The organism is Rhizobium sp. FKY42, from assembly GCF_005222835.1.
Taxonomy (GTDB): Bacteria; Pseudomonadota; Alphaproteobacteria; order Rhizobiales; family Rhizobiaceae; genus Neorhizobium.
In genome coordinates this window covers 24,845-43,863 of sequence record NZ_STGA01000065.1, presented here as the reverse complement: position 1 = coordinate 43,863, position 19,019 = coordinate 24,845, and the positions used below count along the sequence as shown (strand labels likewise).

At 55.6% G+C, this 19,019-nt stretch carries 14 protein-coding genes and 2 pseudogenes; 5 read left to right on the top strand and 11 right to left on the bottom strand.

The window, feature by feature from the left end:
- Window positions 1–65: 65 nt before the first annotated feature.
- From E8M78_RS21050 to E8M78_RS21040, 3 genes are all read right to left on the bottom strand, one after another.
- Entirely contained in the window at window positions 66–2,045 is a 1,980-nt protein-coding gene (locus E8M78_RS21050; protein ID WP_137136914.1) for a DUF4214 domain-containing protein, read from the bottom strand.
- A 128-nt stretch (window positions 2,046–2,173) separates the two neighbouring features.
- Window positions 2,174–3,712 carry a class I SAM-dependent methyltransferase gene (locus E8M78_RS21045; RefSeq protein WP_137136913.1) on the bottom strand — a complete coding sequence of 513 codons (1,539 nt, stop codon included), beginning with the start codon at window positions 3,710–3,712 and terminating at the stop codon, window positions 2,174–2,176.
- A 145-nt stretch (window positions 3,713–3,857) separates the two neighbouring features.
- A complete protein-coding gene (locus tag E8M78_RS21040) occupies window positions 3,858–6,284 on the bottom strand; it encodes a bluetail domain-containing putative surface protein (RefSeq protein ID WP_137136912.1) in 2,427 nt (808 codons plus the stop codon).
- Between the two features lie 335 nt (window positions 6,285–6,619).
- Here E8M78_RS21040 and E8M78_RS21035 point away from each other — a divergent pair, with 335 nt between their 5' ends.
- The gene (locus tag E8M78_RS21035) at window positions 6,620–7,000 is read left to right on the top strand and encodes a helix-turn-helix transcriptional regulator (protein WP_137136911.1); all 381 of its coding nucleotides are present in this window, start codon (window positions 6,620–6,622) and stop codon (window positions 6,998–7,000) included.
- Between the two features lie 139 nt (window positions 7,001–7,139).
- A complete protein-coding gene (locus tag E8M78_RS21030) occupies window positions 7,140–8,249 on the top strand; it encodes a glycosyltransferase (RefSeq protein ID WP_137136910.1) in 1,110 nt (369 codons plus the stop codon).
- A 13-nt stretch (window positions 8,250–8,262) separates the two neighbouring features.
- On the opposite strand, the gene E8M78_RS21025 is transcribed toward E8M78_RS21030, so the two are convergent.
- Both E8M78_RS21025 and E8M78_RS21020 read right to left on the bottom strand, forming a co-directional pair.
- Window positions 8,263–9,699 (bottom strand): hypothetical protein, encoded by a 1,437-nt coding sequence (locus tag E8M78_RS21025; protein ID WP_137136909.1) that lies wholly within the window; start codon window positions 9,697–9,699, stop codon window positions 8,263–8,265.
- 179 nt (window positions 9,700–9,878) lie between these two features.
- Window positions 9,879–11,036, bottom strand: coding sequence for a DUF4214 domain-containing protein (locus E8M78_RS21020; protein WP_137136908.1), 1,158 nt, complete (start codon window positions 11,034–11,036; stop codon window positions 9,879–9,881).
- A 70-nt stretch (window positions 11,037–11,106) separates the two neighbouring features.
- Between E8M78_RS21020 and E8M78_RS21015 the strand changes: the two genes are divergently transcribed.
- Entirely contained in the window at window positions 11,107–11,583 is a 477-nt protein-coding gene (locus tag E8M78_RS21015; RefSeq protein WP_137136907.1) for an NUDIX domain-containing protein, read from the top strand.
- A 22-nt stretch (window positions 11,584–11,605) separates the two neighbouring features.
- Here the strand turns inward: E8M78_RS21015 and E8M78_RS21010 are convergent, their stop codons facing one another.
- Window positions 11,606–12,001 (bottom strand): helix-turn-helix transcriptional regulator, encoded by a 396-nt coding sequence (locus E8M78_RS21010; protein ID WP_137136906.1) that lies wholly within the window; start codon window positions 11,999–12,001, stop codon window positions 11,606–11,608.
- Between the two features lie 328 nt (window positions 12,002–12,329).
- On the opposite strand from E8M78_RS21010, the gene E8M78_RS21005 reads away from it, so the two are divergent.
- Window positions 12,330–13,967, top strand: coding sequence for a DUF4214 domain-containing protein (locus E8M78_RS21005; protein ID WP_137136905.1), 1,638 nt, complete (start codon window positions 12,330–12,332; stop codon window positions 13,965–13,967).
- A gap of 175 nt (window positions 13,968–14,142) precedes the next feature.
- Here the strand turns inward: E8M78_RS21005 and E8M78_RS21000 are convergent, their stop codons facing one another.
- Together E8M78_RS21000 and E8M78_RS20995 are read right to left on the bottom strand one after the other, a co-directional pair.
- Complete coding sequence (locus E8M78_RS21000) at window positions 14,143–16,227, bottom strand: DUF6311 domain-containing protein (protein ID WP_137136904.1); 2,085 nt, start codon at window positions 16,225–16,227, stop codon at window positions 14,143–14,145.
- Window positions 16,224–17,225, bottom strand: a complete 1,002-nt coding sequence (locus E8M78_RS20995) for a glycosyltransferase family 2 protein (protein ID WP_137136903.1) — start codon at window positions 17,223–17,225, stop codon at window positions 16,224–16,226. The genes E8M78_RS21000 and E8M78_RS20995 overlap by 4 nt, the downstream gene beginning before the upstream one ends.
- A gap of 264 nt (window positions 17,226–17,489) precedes the next feature.
- Between E8M78_RS20995 and E8M78_RS23975 the strand changes: the two are divergent.
- A pseudogene (locus E8M78_RS23975) lies at window positions 17,490–17,612 on the top strand (IS630 family transposase); the annotation flags it as partial.
- Here the strand turns inward: E8M78_RS23975 and E8M78_RS20990 are convergent.
- The 3 genes and pseudogenes from E8M78_RS20990 to E8M78_RS20980 all read right to left on the bottom strand — a co-directional run.
- Window positions 17,611–17,949, bottom strand: a pseudogene (locus E8M78_RS20990) (integrase); the annotation flags it as partial. The pseudogenes E8M78_RS23975 and E8M78_RS20990 sit on opposite strands and share 2 nt — an antisense overlap.
- Window positions 17,939–18,358: a type II toxin-antitoxin system VapC family toxin gene (locus E8M78_RS20985; RefSeq protein ID WP_170973501.1), complete on the bottom strand. Its 420-nt coding sequence runs from the start codon at window positions 18,356–18,358 to the stop codon at window positions 17,939–17,941. The gene E8M78_RS20985 and the pseudogene E8M78_RS20990, both read right to left, overlap by 11 nt.
- Complete coding sequence (locus E8M78_RS20980; protein ID WP_137136902.1) at window positions 18,355–18,594, bottom strand: type II toxin-antitoxin system prevent-host-death family antitoxin; 240 nt, start codon at window positions 18,592–18,594, stop codon at window positions 18,355–18,357. Before E8M78_RS20980 ends, E8M78_RS20985 begins: the two co-directional genes overlap by 4 nt.
- Window positions 18,595–19,019: the final 425 nt, after the last annotated feature.

Below are 19,019 nucleotides of genomic sequence, written 5' to 3'. Positions count from 1 at the left end.
TACGCCAGCAGAATGTATGCTCTGTGGCGTTGAAACCATGAAAGAGGGCGGATGGGTGGGGTCTCTCACGCCCAGAGATCGTGCCACTGCGTTTGTGTGACAGCCACCAGTTCCACCGGGTTGCTGGAGCCATCCACCTGCATTTTGGGAGTATCATTGCCCACGGCTGCGCGGTTTTCCTCACTGAGGGAAAATCCAACCAGAACATCCGCGCGTGTATTTGCGCCGCTTGCGAGAGTGCTGACCCAATAGTTGAGGCCGGCCGCCTCGCCCTCGCGATCCAGTACGTTCTTGTAGAGCACTTGCACGAAGCTCGTGTCGTTCATGCTCGTCGGGTTTCCAAACAGCTTGGCGAATTCATCCGCATTGATGATGCCGCTCGCCAGTTCGCGCAGGGAGCCGCCATTGCTGAGCATGTTGGACCAGTAAGTGAGGCCGGATGCATCGATTGCGCGGTCGAGACCGGCATTGTAAACCAGCGATATATTCTTCTGGATCTCGACCAGACGCGGCGAAATGATGCCCGCATCGGAGCCGGAAATGGCGAAGATACCGTCCTTTGTGACCAGAAAATCGATATGGCTCGCGGTAATGGTTGCCGTACCATAGGCAATGGTGAAGCTGCCCGTCGTGCCAACCAGCTTGAGGTTTGCCGATGCAGTATCGATGACCAGCGTATCCATACCCAGATAGCCGTCGATGGTATCGCTGCCGGTGGCAACCACGAAGATATCGTTACCGTTACCGCCAATCAGCGTGTCGTTTCCATCAAACCCGTTGATAGTCGGGACAACGGAAATATAGGCGCTGCGATCCAGCCCCAACAGGCCCAGTTCGCTGTTGATGGTGCCGCCGCCGAGAATACTGTGACCATCGATGGCCTCGATATAATCGTTGCCCGCGCCTCCGATCAGCACATTGCCGCCGAAATTTCCGACGATCGTGTCATTACCGGAGCCACCCACGGCATTCTCGATCAGGGAACGCATGTCGCCCTCATAAAGAAGCGACATGGCTACATTGCCGGGCGCAAAATTGCCCTTGCCGAGATTGGCAACCTGGCTGTTATTGAAATCAATCCAGCCACCGGGCGAGAGATCGATCGTCAGGTCGCTGGAATAGTTCGACAGGTTGATGGTATCGCGCCCGCCGCCATCCCAGATCGTCTCAAACACCTTGTTGCCGCCGGGAGCACCCTGACCCACGCCATTGATGAACTTCTCGCCGGTCGTCGTGCTCCAGGAATAGATCGTGTCTGATGAGCGGGTCTGGAAGTTCGCGCCATACATATATTGCACGGCGGCGATATCGCGGATCATGGGAGACTGTGCATAGTCCCAGGTGCCGTTGGTATAGCCATTGCGGCCATCTCCTGCATAAGAAGAATAGCTCATGACGCTATAGGCCATGGCATCTATGGCGTCGTAGTCTTCCATGGTGCCAAAATCGATGGGATCGCCATTGACCGAAAGTGGCTCGTCCAGAACAGGGGAAGCCTCGAATCCAGAGTTCTCTCCATGGGCGGCTCCCCCGCAACAGGGGCATATGGCGCCTGCTGACGCTTCCGTATCATTGCCTGTTGTCAGAATGGGTTCATGCGGATGGTTCAGGCCCAATGCATGGCCAATCTCATGAAGGAAGGTCAGTTTGGCATAGTTTCCGTCGACGGGGTTGGTATAATTCTTGGTGGTTCCCATCCAGATATCGCCTGACTGGGCGGATGAGCCCGGCGTATAGGCCCAGGCCGTTGCCGGTGCGGATGACGATGCCAGACGCAGATCTGCCGTCGCGGCAGCAGATGTCTCGGTAATCTTGAGGTTGATCAGCTCCGCCCAGCTTGCAAAAGCATCACGCGCCGCCGACATCTGGGTGGATGTGAGCGGCTGATAGCCCTTGGATGGTTCGCCGGAGCCATAGTTTGTGCCGTACTGGCTGGCCGATGTGGTGAAGCCGAACGTAATCGACCCACCGCCCCAGCGCTGAGAGGCCAGAAGGTCATCAATGACCGCGGAACCCGAAGCGACATTCCTGAATGCACTGGCCATGAATCACCGCCCATCCCCTGACTGACCAGCAGACCATAAGCGATAAAATTTGAAATATATTTTAGGCGCAAAATGCAAGTTTAGTCGCCGGATTCAGATATCCTTTACGTCGTTTGGCGCTGGTCCTCTCAAACAATTTCCAGCGCTTTTAGAACCGGCAGCATGCCTGTGCTGAACTCTTCGGCCTGGCGGAGCAGCTCAGCGCGGTTTTCCTCTTCCGTTTCCAGAATACGGCCTTCCTTTACAATTCTTTGACCCTGGGCACTCAGCCATTGATAAACGAAGTTTACCCAGTCTGCCGGCGTCTTGCGGCCCTGCTTCAGCGCATAGCAGAAAAGCTGGTTGAACCGCCCAACCTGAACGCCGCCGCCGGTGACTGGCGAAGCGAGATAGCCAATGTCGCCGCTGCTGCGGGCGCTTGCCATCAGGTGCAGGTTCAGCTTTTCGGTCCGCTTTTTGGCTTTGGCAATGGTGGCCGTATCCTGAGCAGGGGCAAGACCACCGACAGAGGTCAACAGAACGAGCGCTTGTACGATTTGCTCGAAACCGATCGTTCCCTTCAGGCCTGTTTCGATTTCGCCGATCGTGCGGATCTTGAAGTCCGCCATCAGATCGAGAATAGGCGTGCAGATTGCCTCGGCAAGACCGGCGCCGCCCTGGGAGCCGACCACCGTCATGGGAACATTGACGCGCGGCATGGTGAGAACAAAGCGAAGAGCCTGCAGGGCCTCCACCTTCTCAAGCGGGGTAAGGGTACGTCCACCCTTGACCCAGAGATCGCGGCGGAACTGCTGGTTCACGCAGTAATCACGCACGGTTTCCCGCAGGATAGGGTCTGGAATCTCTTTCAGCAGCACCTGCTGTTCGGGCGTAAGGTTGATGTTGTCGACACTGTCCGGCAGATGCGCGGAGGCCGCAAAATTCACCTTTGCGGGGCCGAGCCAGCGGGCCATATCCGCCACATACATGGGGTGCCAGTCGCGGTTGAAATATTCATGCGCGAGGTAGGAGCGGCTCTGCTTCTTGATGCCGTCGAAGCGTTCCTTGATGGCCGGATTGACCTTGAGGTAGTTGGGATTGGTCGCAAAAATCTTGTCAACGAATTCGAGTGCACCCTCGACCCGTGCCGTGCTGCCGCCAGCAGGCGAAATGAGGTTTGCGCCAATTTCCGTCATCAGATGGCGCAAAGGTGCCGCCGCCGCCCAACCGGGCTGGGTGTTGTAGCTAATATAGAGAATGCCGCCGACCTTCAGCTTGCGACGAATAAAGTCTACGATCACGCCGCGGTTTTCATCGGAAATCCAGCTCCAGATGCCGTGAAGGCCGATGAAATCGAACTCCGGAAGATCGTCTCGCTCACAAAACTCGGCAAAGGCCTGATCGCGAAAATCTGCATCCGCACCGGATGCACGCGCAAGCCCCTGCGCGTGCAAAGCCTGGGTGGGGTTGAAATCCGTTCCGGCCCAGCGGGCCTCGGTCGCCGCCGCATGCATGGCAATGCTGACGCCCTGACCAAAGCCCAGCTCACAGGCATTCGTAATCTCCGGCGCAGCATAACCCGCCTGGATGAGCGCAAGCCGCGCCCGCTGGATGTTCAGCTCGTTATAATAGCCATGGGTATAGGTAATGTCGGTGACGTAACCGGAGGACCATTGCGATGATGTCATACGAATTTCCTCAAATGCCTTAAGCGAGCCATGAAGGATGGGTAGAGATGGAGCCTTGTGCAAGGCATGCGGCTCATAGCCTTGCTCTCAAAACAAAAACGGGGAGAGCTTTCGCTCTCCCCGTCCAATTTTGTGTACACAAGTCTTAGACGAAGTCGGAGACTGTGAGAGTGCCCGTCAGGCCAGTGATGTTGACGACAGCGTCGTCACCAGCAACGTAACCAGCCGTACCGTTGTTCAGGATCAGGTAGGTACCAGCGCCCGTACCGGTGATCGTGACGACTGCTGCACCGTCTGCAGCGAGAGTACCACCACCAGCTGTCAGAGCTGTTGCGATGTCTGTTGCAAGCGTGCCTGTGCCAGCTGCCGTGTAGGCTGTGCCCTGCAGGATGGCAGCAGGAACAGTCGTGACGTCGATCTTGTCCGTACCGGCAACAAAGTCGGTGATACGGTCTGCGGCAGCAGCGAGAGAGTGTGTCAGGGTCGTGTAAACGAACGTGTCAACGCCTGCGCCACCCGTCAGCGTGTCAGCGCCAACGCCACCGGTGATGCTGTCATTGCCGTCACCTGCTACCACCGTATCAGCGCCATCGCCTGCGGTGATCGTGTCGTTACCTGCGCCGGAAGTGATGTTGTCAGCCTGGGCAGAGCCTGTGATGGTATCAGCGGCGGAGCCAGTCGTGATCTTGATGCCGTTGGTTGCAAAGTTGCTGGCATTGATCGTCTGCACACCGGTTGCAGCAGAACCATCGATGTGAGCATTCACTGTCGCCAGAGCTTCAGTGGTGATGTTGATGGTGCCTGCGCCCTTCAGGACGATGCTGGAGAGAGCAGCAGAGTCCGTGAGGTCGGTAATCGTGATGTTGTCCGTTGCCGTCAACTCAAGATTTTCAACGCCAGCCATAGCGATCTTGCCAAGAGCGATGGTGCCAACAGTTGTTGCACCGTCGTTAGCGTCGATCTTCACTGTGTCGATCTGGCCAACCGTTGCGGCACCCTTGACGCCGATGGTGATGGCACCAGTTGCATCGCCTGCAACAACCGTGATTGCGCCGGCCTGTGTTGCCGTCAGGTTGTTAACAGCCGTTGCGCCACCCGCGTCGTTGATACGGATTGCGGTGATACCAGCGATGTTATCGACGTTACCAGTCACGCCATTTTCAACCTGGAGGACTTCAAAGTTGGTGTACTTTGCGCCCTTTGCAGTGGTGTCGAGGTCAGCGGTTGCCGTCAGAACGAGGCGGTCAGCCGTTCCAGCGCCAGCGTTGACAGAGCCGGTCAGCAGGCCAAGGCCACCTGTGCTGATGACGTCGTTGCCAGCACCACCGGTAACAACCTGAGCAGCGTTGGAAAGCGTTGCCGTCAAACCACCAGCGGTGAGGCCAGAAGCATCAATCGTGCGCAGGTCGCTGTCGAGCGTGCCGACGTTTACGGATTCAGCAACGCCGGAAACCTTCAGCGTCGAGTTTGTGCCCGTCGTTGAGATAGCCGTTGCCGTGAAGTTGGTCGTGGCATTGACGTTGATCGTCGTTGCTGCACCAACAGTGACCGTACCAGCCTTGTTGGCAGAACCGGTGGAGGAAATGTTTGCAGTTGTAAAGGCAGTTGCGCCGTTTGCAGTCAGATCGCCAGAGGTACCGCCAGCATAAGCAATGTTGGTAGTCGTTGCAGCAGCAACGTAGCCAGCAGTGATTGCACCGGTGAGGTTAGCACCAGAACCGACGGTCACCGTTGCGCTGTTGGCGAGGTTCGTAATAGCTGTGGTGCTCGTGTTGGTACCCGTCAGCACGACACTGGTCAGACCCGTCGCATCGAGTTCGTTGGCAGTGTTGGCGGTTGCACGAATGCCAACAATTTCGATGTTGGAGATCTGCGCGCCAGCGAGAACGTTACCAGCTTGATCGACAGTGATGTTGAGCGTATCGATGCCAGCGCCACCGTTGATTGTGTCCGAAGCCGTAAGCGTTGGGTTTGTAGCGGACTTCAAGCCGGTGAACAGGTCGTTATTGACCGTACCAACGAAGTTGTCGACGCCGGTTGTCAGAACCGTCGTGGTCGCCGGAGCCGGGTTGTTGACGATGTTGGTAATAACCAGATCAACAGCAGCCTGCGTCGGAACAGTGGTCGTTATGCCGGCGATGAAGGCGCGACCAGCGTCTGCAGCAGCTGTACCGGAATAAGCAACGATCTCAGAACCGGTGTCGAGCGAAGCCGTGAACAGGTTTGCAGCAGCAATCTTGTTGTTAACGGTCGTCAGGTCAGAGCCCGTTGCGCCGTCAAGAATGTTGATTGCAATCGTGTTGATCGTCTGGCGACCGGAGGCAAGCTGGTTCGCGAAGAACGTCAGGCCCGTTGCGTCAGCATCGCGACCAAACAGGGACTGGTAGATCGAGTTGATGATCTGAACGTTGCTCATGCCCGTGAAGCGAGACGTGTACTCAGCCTGGGTGGCGAGGTTACCGATCGCGCTCAGGTTCGCACCGTTGTTCGTAACGGAGTTGAAGAAAGAGAGACCCGTCGGGTCAGCCGGACGGCCGAACAGCGCGAGATATACGCCCTGGATGGTAGCCATAATGAAATTCCTCTCGAGATTTGGAACGACCGTTTTGGTGGTCGGTAGTGATTGCTATACGCAGTGCAGTCATTGGTCAATAAGCTGCTATAGTGATTGCTGTAATTTTTCACGTCATTTTGCAACCATAGGAGAAGATAACTGCGTTTTCCTCGCTTAAAGAACGATTTTTGCCGGTGCAATGCAGCTTTCATAGGGATCTGATAAGCCTTCTGGCAAAAATATGGCTCGAGGAAATGATTTGCGCTTTACAAAAGTTAAGCATTCGCACTATAGAGTGAGAACAGATACACGCCTTGTGTAAACCTCTTTCCATTCCGAAGGGTACAGCGCCAATGAGTTCGCAACTTCAGCAGGTCTTGAGCCGGGACGACACCGTTGCCCTGCGGCGCGAAGGCGGCGCCTGGCTGAAGGAAAAACGTGAGGCGGCGGGCCTTAGCCAGCGCGAGCTCGCGGCGCGCGTCGGTATCGAATATTACACCTTCATTTCACAGATTGAGGCAGGCCGCGGCCGTGTTCCGGCAGAGCGCTACGAGGCTTATTCTGCGGCCTTGCGCGTTTCTCCCCGTGAATTCACCATGACCATGCTGCGCTATAACGACCCGATCATTTTCCGGTTGCTCGAAGAACCAAAGGAAGAGGTTGAAGCCAAGGCGGCTTCCATCTCCGATCTCGAGGAGCGGCTGCGCCGTCTTGAGGCGCGTCTTGGAGACTGAGACTCGGTCGAATGAGATGTGTTGATACTCTTGCATTGAGCGGCGGCCATTTGGTCGCCGTTTTGCGTTTTGGACAAGATGCCTTGCCCCCGCCACGGCAAACCGGCAAAAGAGAATTCATGTTTGTTACGGAATTCTCATGCGCGTTCTTCATTTCTTCAAAACCTACTGGCCCGATACGTTTGGCGGTGTAGAGCGAACCATTCACGCCCTGGCGAAGGGGTGCCGCGTACATGGGATTGAGGCAGGCGTTCTTTCCTTGAGTCCAGCCCCCAGGCCTGAGCCCTTTGAATTCGATGATCATCGCGTGACGCAGGTGAAGTGCGACTTCGATGTCGCCTCCACCGGCTTCTCTCGCGAGGCTTTCGGGGCGTTCCGGCGGCTCGCAAGCGAGGCCGATGTCATCAACTATCATTTCCCCTGGCCCTTTATGGATATGGTGGAAATGGTGGTGCCGCATGACAAGCCGGTGGTGGTGACCTACCATTCCGACATCGTGAAGCAGAAGCTGCTCTTGAAGCTCTATAGCCCGCTGATGCACCGGTTTCTGGGACGCGCGAATCGAATCATTGCCACGTCGCCGAATTATCTGGCTTCCAGCCCGGTGCTTCAACGTCATCGCGACAAGGTTGAGGTGGTGCCGCTCGGTCTGGCTGAAGCGGATTATCCCGCCGCTGATTCGGCACGAACAGACCATTGGCGCCAGCGTTTTCCGGGTGGTTTCTTTCTCTTCGTCGGCGTGCTGCGCTATTACAAGGGTATCCACATTCTCTATGAGGCCGCAAAGCTTACGCAATTGCCGATCGTAGTGATTGGCGGTGGCGGTGCGGAAGAGGAGTTTCGCAGCCGCGCCGCAGCCGATGGATTGAGCGACCTTCATTTTCTGGGGCCGCTTGAGGATCTCGACAAGACGGCGCTGCTTTCGCTCTGCCGTGCGCTTGTTTTTCCCTCGCATTTGCGTTCCGAAGCGTTCGGTCTGTCGCTGGTTGAAGCTGCCATGGCGGGAAAGCCGATGATTTCCTGCGAAATCGGAACCGGCACCAGCTATGTGAACCTTAACGGTGAGACAGGATTGACTATTGTGCCTGCCGACCCGCAGGCGCTGGCGTCCGCCATGCAGGTGCTTTGGCGCGACGAGGCATTATGCGCCCGTTACGGCGCGGCGGCGCGGCGGCGCTATGAGGCGATGTTTACCGCAGAACGCATGACCGCCGCCTATGCGGAGATTTATCGGGATGTGGCCGGATAAGGTTTTTTCAGGCTCAGCTGAAAAAGGTCAGCGCGTCGTCGATGATTGACGCCTTGCCTACAACCGAAACAGAGCTCTGATCGCCGATGACGTTCGTCCAGATGCCGATCTCGCTGGTTTTCAGATTGTCGATACCAACCTGCTCGATGAGCAGCTTGCCGTTTGTCTGATACTCGAACGTATACTCGCCGCCCATCTGCTTCGTCAGATAGTCCTGAAGGGCATAGGCCTTGACGATATCGAAGCTCGTTTTCAGGGCAAAACCCGCTTTGGTCGTTACCTCATCCAGCGTGCTGATTGATACCGACACAACGGGTTCTGACGCAGCCACAGGTGTTTCAGATGTGCTTGTCGTTGTAGTTGTCGTCGTGGTTGTCGTCTTTGTAGTGAGAAGTATGCCACCGGTTTGGATGCTATCTTCTGTGAGCGACTTCAGGCCGTTGCTGCTGCTCTCTGTGTCAGCCGTGCGAGCCATCGTCTCCGAGGTTTTTACCACCACGTCCTGATTTGATACCGTAGTAGAGGCATTTGTGTGCGGTTCCACCACTGCAACATCGGGTGCCGAAGAATTCTGCTTTATGACAAGCGGCGGAGATTGAATGGACGGATGCGCGGCGCTTTCACCAGACCTGCCGGTTCCAAGCACCTCTGGGGCTTGTTTCGCGTGTATCGATGATTGCACATGAATTGCAGTCTCGCTCTCAGGCACGGCCATATTATGCTGTTCCGACCCTTCCAGATTAAGGATCGCAGCATCTGAAACTGGCGGGAGCGTTACAGCCTTTGCAGTCTCGGTAGTGACGCTCGTCGTTGTCTTTTCCAACGACATAGCGAGTTCGCCAGCAAGAATGACGCCTGCCAGAAGAGCGGCGTTGGCTGGAGCGTCCACGCTATCGAAAGCGCGCGCGAATGCGTTTTGCGCGCGCGCAAAGGCCGCGCTGGATTTGTCGATCAGCCGGGTCGGGCCCGTGGCATCACCGGCAACGGAAACCTTGTCAGCCAGACCCTTGGCCTGGGCTTCGCTATTTTCCAGCTTGAACAGCAGGAAGATGGCGGAAATTGACATGATGATGCGTGCCGCCGGGTGGATGACGACGTTCTTCGCACGCTCGGAGCGGATGGACAGCGAGGTGCGGACGGCGGCCTCGAATTCCATGATCAGCGCGGCAATGTTGGCAGCGGAAATTCGCAGGTTCAGCGGGTCGCAGATCAGATGGCAGCTGTCATCGATGCGCGCCACATGCAGGAAAACGTCCTGCGAGCTCTGGTCAAAGAAAACGAGCCATGGTTCGCCGATATCGCTCAGGCCACGATCAATCCCGATCGCTGCGCCGTTTTCGGCCAGAAGTCGGTGTGCGCGGTAAAAATCTGCAATTTCCTGCTGTGACCAGTCCGCAATCTGGGGTGCGGGCTTGCGGGCGTTCTTGGTCGGGAAAGGCAGAATCCGCATGCAATCCGTTCTCTGTTTTACTCATTGCTATCCGTGCCGCCTTCGAAGCAGCAGTGCAAGGTCTAAAGCACTATGCCAAATTGCGTCATCTGGCAATCCGAAGGCTTATGGCGATGGAGGGTAAGTTGTCGTTTCTGCACGTGTTATGTGCATATGTGGCGTAATTTACACATACCAGGCTATACGTACCAGATCCCATCCTTGATGGCGGTCGCCACATTCGTCTGGTTCTCGGTGCTTTCGGAAAAGTCGGCCATCAGCTTCTCGCGCTGATAGCCACCCGCCAGCTTGCCCTCCCAGAAGCTGAAGCCCGCAGCATCCGGCGATCGTCCCAGCACGTTCTTGTAGACCAGATTGACGAAGGCCGTGTTGTTCACCGTTTGCGGCGTGCCATAGGTGGCCTTGAACTCGGCGGAATCGATGAAATTGGCTGACATCCAGACGATATCGCCCTTGCCAGCGTCCAGTTGCTTGATCCAGTAGCCAAGGCCTGATTGATCCGGCGTACGATCGAAAGCTGCCTTGTAAAGGCGGTAGGCCTGACCGGCATTCCCCGTCGTGTCGAAGGCCAGCGTTCCATCATTGAACTGAAGGCGCTCTATATTGGTCAGTTGGTCTGTACCCTGGCCTGTCGCGGTAATCGTGGCGCCAGAACTGGCAACGTTGATCTGGGCGCGGCTTGCCGCAAAGATGGCGGTGTCTACCCCCGCGAGGCCATCGATAACGTCATTGCCGGTTGTCAGCGTGAAGGTGTCATTGCCATTGGTGGCAACAAAACCGCGGATGGGCGCGGCGCCATACAAGACTTGTGCCCCTGCTATATCCCCCGTGTTCAAGGTCACCTGATCATTGGCGAGCGCGTACATGATCTGGCTCTTGTCATCGGTATGACCAAGACCAATGGCATGTCCGATTTCGTGAAGGGCCGTGGTGTAGAAATTGGAAAGCGGACCTGCGGTCGTCGTATTCTTGTTGGTGGACCAGCTTTCGGCCGTATCGAAGCGGATCTCGGCACCCGAAATCGAGAAGTTGACATTGTTGGTCGATGTTGCCTGCCAGCTTGCCTCGCCCAGTGTCTTGCCGGGCCCATCGATCTGATCCCAGCCGATCCGCAGTTTCGCGGATGTTCCATCGGGGATTTCGACAAAGCTGATATTGGCAACCGCAGACCAGGCGGCAAAGGCATCGCGTACCAATTGCTGATAGGCGGTGTCCGTTATCGGCTTGAAGTTGAACCCGCCCCAGCTTTGGGTGGCAAAGCTCCACGTGACCTGGCCACCACTTGTGCCGTAGGTCGCGTCGCCCCATTTGGGGCCAGCCAGTGTGTAGGAGGCCATCTTCGTTCCTCGTCAGGAGATCAGCCAGGATAAACGTGCATCACAGCAGAATCCAAGATATCAGAGCGCCATGAAATTGCATCTCGCTTCCGCCGTCAGCCGTCTCTTCTCGAAGATATTGCGGCTCCATTATTCATTTTTCAGCGGAAAGATCCTGTCCGTACGGGCCATCTGCACCGATGCGGAAAACCGCATCTATCTTGTTCGGCATAGCTATACACCGGGTTGGCATCTGCCGGGCGGCGGGGTGGATAATGGTGTCAGCGTGGAAGAAGCGCTTGCTGCCGAATTGCGGGAAGAGGGCAATCTCCAGATCCTCGGCAAGCCTGCGCTAAGATATGTCTACTTCAATTCGAAGGGCTCGGGGCGGGAGCATATTGTACTGTTCACTGCACAGGTGTCGCAACCGGACGGCTTCAGCCGTAACCTCGAAATCATCGAGGGGCGTTTCTTCTCGATGGCGGACCTGCCACAGGATCTGGACCCTGCCTGCCAGCGACGCATCCAGGAATGGGTGATCGGAGAGTTTGGCGCAGCGGCATGGTGATGTGTCGCCGCTATACCTATTCTTACTTGATGAGCATGGACTCAAGCATGGAGAGCCGTTTTTCCAGATCTACGATCACGGAGCCGCTTTTCTCAGGCGCAGGCGCCACGTCCGGCCTGGCGCTCATCTGCAGCAGGCGGTAGATCGCCGGCTCGTTATAGCTCAACATGATCAGCGTAAACTCGCGCGGATTGATGCCGAGAGCATTGGCATAGGCCTCGTAACGCTCTGCCGGAACCCGACCGCGACCTGCCTCGATCTGCGAGATAAATGTATAATACTCTATACCGACTTTGACGGCGAGTTCACGCTGGCTGAGGCCCACGGCCTCGCGCCTTTCCTTCAGCCAGGAACCTGCTTCGCGCCGTAGTGCGGCGGCTTCATCCTTGGTCGACACGTTTTCCAACTGTGAGTGCATGACTTTCCCGGCCCCTCAGGCGCCGCTGCCAAAGCGCGCGCTGTTACAGGCCTCCTTATATAGTGAATCATTGACTTGTGTAAACCGCAAAAGAGCCGACATTTCATCATGAATAGGAAAAAAATGCGAAAAAAATCTAATATGCGCATAAGGTTTCCAGATTTATGCGATTCAAGCGCGGAAAAAGATGTTATGATTCAGTATCATACACCAAAGGCGAGAAATTTTAGCAGAAAATCGTATAGTGAGTTATTGACCTGTTGAGTGGATCGCTATACTTCTTGGCTCGACCGACACATTGGTCGTTCCAATCGAGAGGAATTCTACAATGGCTACCATCCAGGGCGTATACGTCGCGCTGTTCGGCCGTCCGGCTGACCCGACTGGTCTGAACTACTTCAACTCTGTTACGAAGAACGGCGCTGACCTGTCCGGTATCGGCAACCTCGCCTCCACGGCTGAGTATCAGGCTCGCTTCACGGGCCTGAACAACATTCAGATCATCAACTCGATCTACCAGTCCCTGTTCGGCCGCGATGCGGACCTGACTGGCCTGAACTTCTTCTCCAACGCGCTGGCAAACGGCTCGCTCAACATCAACAACATTGCAATCGCGATCCTTGACGGCGCCCAGGGCACTGACCGCACGATCTCCAACAACAAGATCGCTGCTGCAGATCTCTACACCAAGGCTCTCGACACAGGTTCTGAAGTTGTAGCTTACTCCGGTCTGGCTGCCGCTGCTCAGGGCCGTGCTTTCGTAACGAGCGTTTCGGCGACTGTTCCGACAGCTGCTGCAGTTGATACGGCTGTTGCTGCTATGGTCACGGCTTCCACAAACGGTGGTACGGGCACCGTTGGCGTAACGCTGACGCTTGCTGCTGGCGCTGACACGATCGGTCCGAACACGACGACCGATGCTACCAAGACAACTGCTGGTAATGACACTCTCCGCGCCGTTGCTGCTGGCGATCTCGGAACATCTGACTCCATCGACGGAGGCGCCGGTACCGATACGCTGAACGCGACTATGGCAGTTACCGCAGGTGCAAGCGTAGCTGCTGTCATCAAGAACGTTGAAAACATCAATCTGACCTACGGTACGCTCGCAGGCGGCGTAACGTTCAATGCAAACGATGTTTCTGGCGCTCAGAAAATTCAGATCATTGATGCCGTTACTACTGGTCAAACGCTCACGATTTCGAACGTTGAAAAGGCTGCGACTGTTGAATTCAAGAACATCACAGGCGATGCTGCCGGTGACGTTGCTCTGTCCTTCCGTGATGCTGCCGGTTCTGCTGACTCGGCTGCTATCTCGCTCGCGAAGGTTACAACTGGTCTTGGTATCACCGTAGACGCGATCGAAACGCTGACGGTAAACAGCACCGGTGCTGCGGCTGCTGACACAAACGTTGCAACGATCTCTGCTGCGCAGGCTACCAAGCTGGTCATCACTGGCGCAAACGACCTGACGCTCAACCAGAGCACGGCTGCTGCACTCAAGACGGTTGATGCTTCTGCTCTTACCGGCAAGCTGACCTACACAGCTACCAACAACGGCGAAACCATCTCCGGCGGCACAAAGGCTGACACGATCACGCTCGGTACGGGCGCTGATACGATCGTTTACACCGCTGCTAACAAGTCTACACTTGTTAATCTGGACACGATCAACGGCTTCAATGCCACGGCCTCTGACAAGTTCGACATTAAGGCTCTCGCTTTTGCTTCTGATACGACTGTTGCAACCTACACAGCAGGCGGCACAACGGCGCTTGCCAGCGACTTCTCGGGCTTTTTCACTGGCACGGGCAAGATCGTGAAGCAGGACCTCGGTGGTGGTGATGCGATGATCTACATCGATGCCAACAACGATGGTAACTTCAATGCAGGTTCTGACGTTTCCATCAAGGTAACGGGTACAACGTTCGCCGACATCGACAAGGCTGACTTCATTCTCGCCTAATCCCTCTCGGATTGGACAGAGGAACCCCCGGATTGCTCCGGGGGTTTTCGCGTTTTGGGGATGCCATCGAGTGGGCAGGGCAGGGGTCGGGTTCCGCCTGCTGCCTATCGCAACTGAACAGGTTGCTCTTGCCAAGAGCCTCCATGGGGTGCGAGCTGGTCTAGCCGGCGGCCCTTCAAAAAAGATGCAGGCTTTGCCAGTCTTCTTTTCGTGCCCCCCTCAGACAGAGTGTCGTCTTCCATCCGCTCCAATACATACAGGAACCGTCTGCAATGCCCTGATCGATTTCCTGAGCAAGCGTTTCCGTCTTGGGGTGAGAGAAAAATACGTGAAGCGTTTCGGGTCGCAGTGAGCGGTTCGTCGTTTCGATCGAGCAGTCATTTACCGAACGCGCCAGATAAGCTGTATTGACAGGCACGGCTCTGCGCGCAGCAACCATCTGAAAATACATATATTTCATGTTCTCAACGTCAGCATTGCATCCATAGGGTGTATCAATGGCAATGGCTTCGAAACGAGGTTTGAAGTTTTTCCAGACGCTGTAATCAAAGGGCTTCGGAATTTCGAATATGGCATTGTTCGCATCGCGGAACGGCTTCGTATCGAGCCATTGCAAACCGATGGCGATGGTCAGGAGCGGTAGTGCCAACTCTATTTTTCTGTCTTTCAGGCCATAGGCCATTGACAGGAACAGGATCGAAAATCCCACCGGCCAGAAGAAGCGTCCGGGCGCCCGAAAAGTTTCTGCCAAGGACTTGAGTGGCAAGAAGAGTGGGTAGGAGGCGACCTCACGTTGTCCGAAATAGATATGATTGGACAGGGCGTAGACTGTGAGGCCCGCGAGCAACAGTAGAAAAGCCGGATGTGTAAAGAGGAAGCGACGGAATGCCTTTCCGTCCCACCGCAGGATCGCCACAAGTGTAATCAGCAGAACGCCCGCACCGAGATAGTTCAAGCCTTCATATTGGCCGCCTGTTGCATCTACCGATGAGCAGAAAGATAACGCACCGCCGCACAAGGGGCCGATGAGGTTCATGCTGAAAATGCGGAAAGTGTCATTGGTATCGCCTGGACTGCCCCCATAGCCCAGTAAGAGGGCAAGAGAAGCCACGAAGCCAAGATTACAAGCCACCATCGCCAATGCACTCTGCCAATCGCGATACCTTGCCATGCGGTCAAGGGCGGCTGCCAGCATGATCGGGAAAGCCATAGCCAAAAGATAGGGGTGGATCAGCAGCAGCGCTCCGTTCAGACCCGTGAACGCAATGGTATGCCAGCGTTCCAGCCGCTCTTTTCGGACTGCCCTGAAATAAAGACCGAGCGCAACTAGCAGCAAGCCCTGAGATGCAAGCGCCGTATGTGGCAGTCGTGCGATTGTTGCTGGCAAGAGGAGCGCCAGCAAGGCGCCGGACAGTCCGATCAGGAGATTTCTCTGCCGAAGGCTTCGCAGCAGGAATATAGCACCGCAGGCCAGCGCCAGTTTGTTCAGCAGATGCCATAGGCCAAAATAATGAAAGTTTTCAGGCAGCCATGGCTGTAAGGGTTTGAACAAAAGCGCCGCGAGCGGAATGCTATCCATTAACGCGACATGCGCGCCGCTGGGCGGATTGATAAGCTCTGTCTTCAAAAGCGGCCAGCGCCACGCATCTTTCGCGAAAAGCAGCCAGCCAGTGACATGCTGAAGCACGTCGCCGTTATCGAAATAGGCGCTGGTTCCCTGCAGAAAGCCGATCGGATGCGGATAGGTGAGAAAAAAAAAGAACACCGCCAGACAGGAGGCGCATCCATAGGCCAGGACAGCCGCCCGGATTTGTGCGGATTGGTATGTGTTCTCTTGTCTTGTGCTGCCTTTTACGCTGAAAACCCAGAACTTTGTGGCGAGGAAGGTCAGGATTGGCACCACTGCCAGCGCGACGGCCAGGATCAACCAGTTTGGTAGAGTAGAGTGAGACGACAGTGTCATGACAATGCCCTGCGTCAGGCAAAATCCAGCAAAGGCCACCAGCGCGAACCGTGGCAGGCGACTGCCGTGGCTACGATGCATCTTTTCAACGCCGAAGGTCAGATGCGTGTGCCCGAAATATGAGACGAGGAAGGCGGTCATGAAACCGGCCGGATTTGCCCAGGCAAGTGTGACGAACTGCGAAAGGACGAGCGCCACGATATAATGAACGGCGGTAGAAGAGGCGCCGACCAGACCGAAGAACAGAAATTGCCGGATCTGCGGAAAAGGGGTCCCGGAAATACTCAGCCGGCTCACGCCTTATCCCCGGTGGAAGACGCCATCGGTGTGTTTTCGTAGATCTTGGCCGTCAAATAGAGAGGGCGCTGTTTCACCTCGACATAGACGCGGCCAAGATATTCCCCGAGTACGCCTAGGCCAATCAGTTGCACCCCGCCCAGGAATAAAATGAAGGTGGTGAGTGATGCGTAGCCCGGTACATCCACGCCGAACACCAACGTCTTCAACACAATGAAGCTACCGTAGAGGAAAGCCAATCCGGCAATCAGCAGGCCAAAATAGGTCCAGATCCGCAATGGGATGGTTGAGAACGACGTGATGCCATCGATCGCGAAGTTCCAGAGCTTCCAGTAATTGAACTTGGTTGACCCGGCCTGGCGCTCGCGGCGTTCGAACTCAACCGCATAGCTTTTGAAGCCAACCCAGGCAAAAAGCCCCTTCATAAACCGGACTCGTTCCGGGAGTGCGTTCAATGCATCGACTACGGCCCGATCCATCAGGCGAAAATCGCCGACATCCGCGGGAATCTTGAAATCCGCAATCCTGTTGAAGCCCTTGTAGAAAAGGCCCGCCGTCAGGCGCTTCAGACGAGAATCCGTCTGGCGGCAGATACGTTTTCCATAAACGACATCATAGCCTTCTCGCCATTTAGCGATCATTTGCGGAATGAGTTCAGGTGGTTCTTGCAGGTCAACATCCATAACGATGACCGCGTCACCCTTGGCATATTCCAACCCGGCAGACATGGCAGCTTCCTTGCCGAAGTTCCTGCTTAGGTTGATGACCTTGATGGAAGGTTCTTTGGTCTGCAGGGAGAGTGCAGTGCTCAAGGTTGAGTCGTGACTGCCGTCGTTCACGAAAATGATTTCGTAGAGAATACTGTTGTATGAAAGATGTTTTCTGACAGTTTTAATAAAGATATCAATTGCTTCTTCTTCGTTGAAGACAGGAACAACAATTGACAACAGAGCAGGGCCTGACCGTCCTGTATGGTCTTTGTCTTCACTTTTATTCATATTATTCTCTAATGCAATTTTATGTGATCATTGATCGGTTTTTAGCATTTACCTCATAGACGCTCAAGGGACTAAAATAATATAATTATGTTCTTCTTGTGATTGTGGGCAATGAAGACAGATGAGGGGAGCCGGGTTAACATCGGAAGACTTAATATAATTACACGCTAATGTATGTATTATACGTCCCCTCGCTGAATTCGACTCTTGGGCTTTCCAAAATGTGATGAATTCAGAATCTCTGGTGCAAACCGGAGGTTTCCCATGACAGCAGCGATTTCATTGCGGTCGGATTTTGACGCAGAAGGTCTTCGGCGTCTGGCCCGCCAGAGCAAGCATTCGGCCCAGACGCGCCGTCTCTTGGCGCTCGCCGCAATCTATGATGGTCAACTTCATGCGGCATGCCATGATCCGGATCTGTTATGCGCTTCTCCGGATCCCAGAGGTGATGGGCGACAAACTTCAGCAGGAGAGCCTCCGGCGCGGGCCAGGGCAGGGATCGGTCTGTTGCAGCGAGTGACCATGCCTGCAGGTAGGCGAGATCCGAGGTGAGTGCTCGCAACGTATTGGCACCCATGCCCTCGTTGACCAGATGGCGCAGTGTCTCGACGTCTTGGTCCGTCAGCAGTTCTGCCAGCTCGTCGCGACGTTCCATCGGCAACACTGCAACAATGGTGTCGAGTTCGGCGACGCGCTGGGCCAACGCATCCGGTTCAGTCGCCATGTGCAAACGGCCCAAGGACGGTGAGACCTTCCTTGCGAGCCGCATTGGCGAGCTTCCGGTCCAGCGTTGCCAAAGGCAAGTTCCTGTTGAGTGCCAAGGAGAGATAGGCCGCGTCGTAGGCGCTGATGACATGGCTTGAGGCCAAGAGCAGGATCGCGCTGTCGCTGCCAATCCCGGCATCGTCGATCGGCAATCTGCGCAGCCGTTCCATGGAGATCAATGCACCACCCGTTCCGAGCCGACCTCGGCGTTCTGACATGGCAAGGATATTGCGAACTTCGAACCAGAACAGAGAAGGGGCGATGCAGGCATCCGATATTGTCGCGACCACCGCATCGGCGGAATCTGTAAATTCTTCTGGAATCAGCCAGGCGACTGCCATCGATGCATCGATCACAAAATCCGTCACCGGCGCCCCTCGTCGCGCCACGTCATGATCTCCTCATGCGTCACGGGATGCATCTTGGTGCGCGCAGCTCGGACCTCGGCGAGCAGAATTTGCCGATCGGTCTCCTTGCGAATGCGTGAGAGCCGTACAATCGGGTCGTTGCCCCGCGCGATGATGACGTCTTCGCCTGCCTCGACACGCGCCAACAACTCTGACAGATGCGCCTTGGCCTCTGAAATCTTGACGGTGGTGCTCATCGGACGCTTTCTCCAGCTCGGATTTCCAAATAATAAGCGCCGTTTTGAGGTTGGTCAACCTAACAGACTCTATCACCACCGATAAGGGTTACTTATCGGTGGTAAGCATCTTGCTAAATCTAGGTCTGACTAGCGGACATCAAGGCAACTTTAGCGTTCCAATGTCGAATTTTGTTTCGTATTTTCAAAAGACTAGGGGTAGTTTCAAGCTCGGGTCGAAACGTAAGCGGGGCAAAATCGGTGGCAGTGCCAGCCCAATGGGCAGGGATGAGGCGTCAGGCGCGTGCCGCAACCATGGAAGCAAGGAGCGGAATAGGATGATTGTCGTCGCCGATCCCCAGCCGATCGCCCAGATAGTGCCAGAACGACAGACCAAGCTTTTGGCAGGTCTTCATCAGGCCGAGCATGCTGTCGCGCGCCTGCCG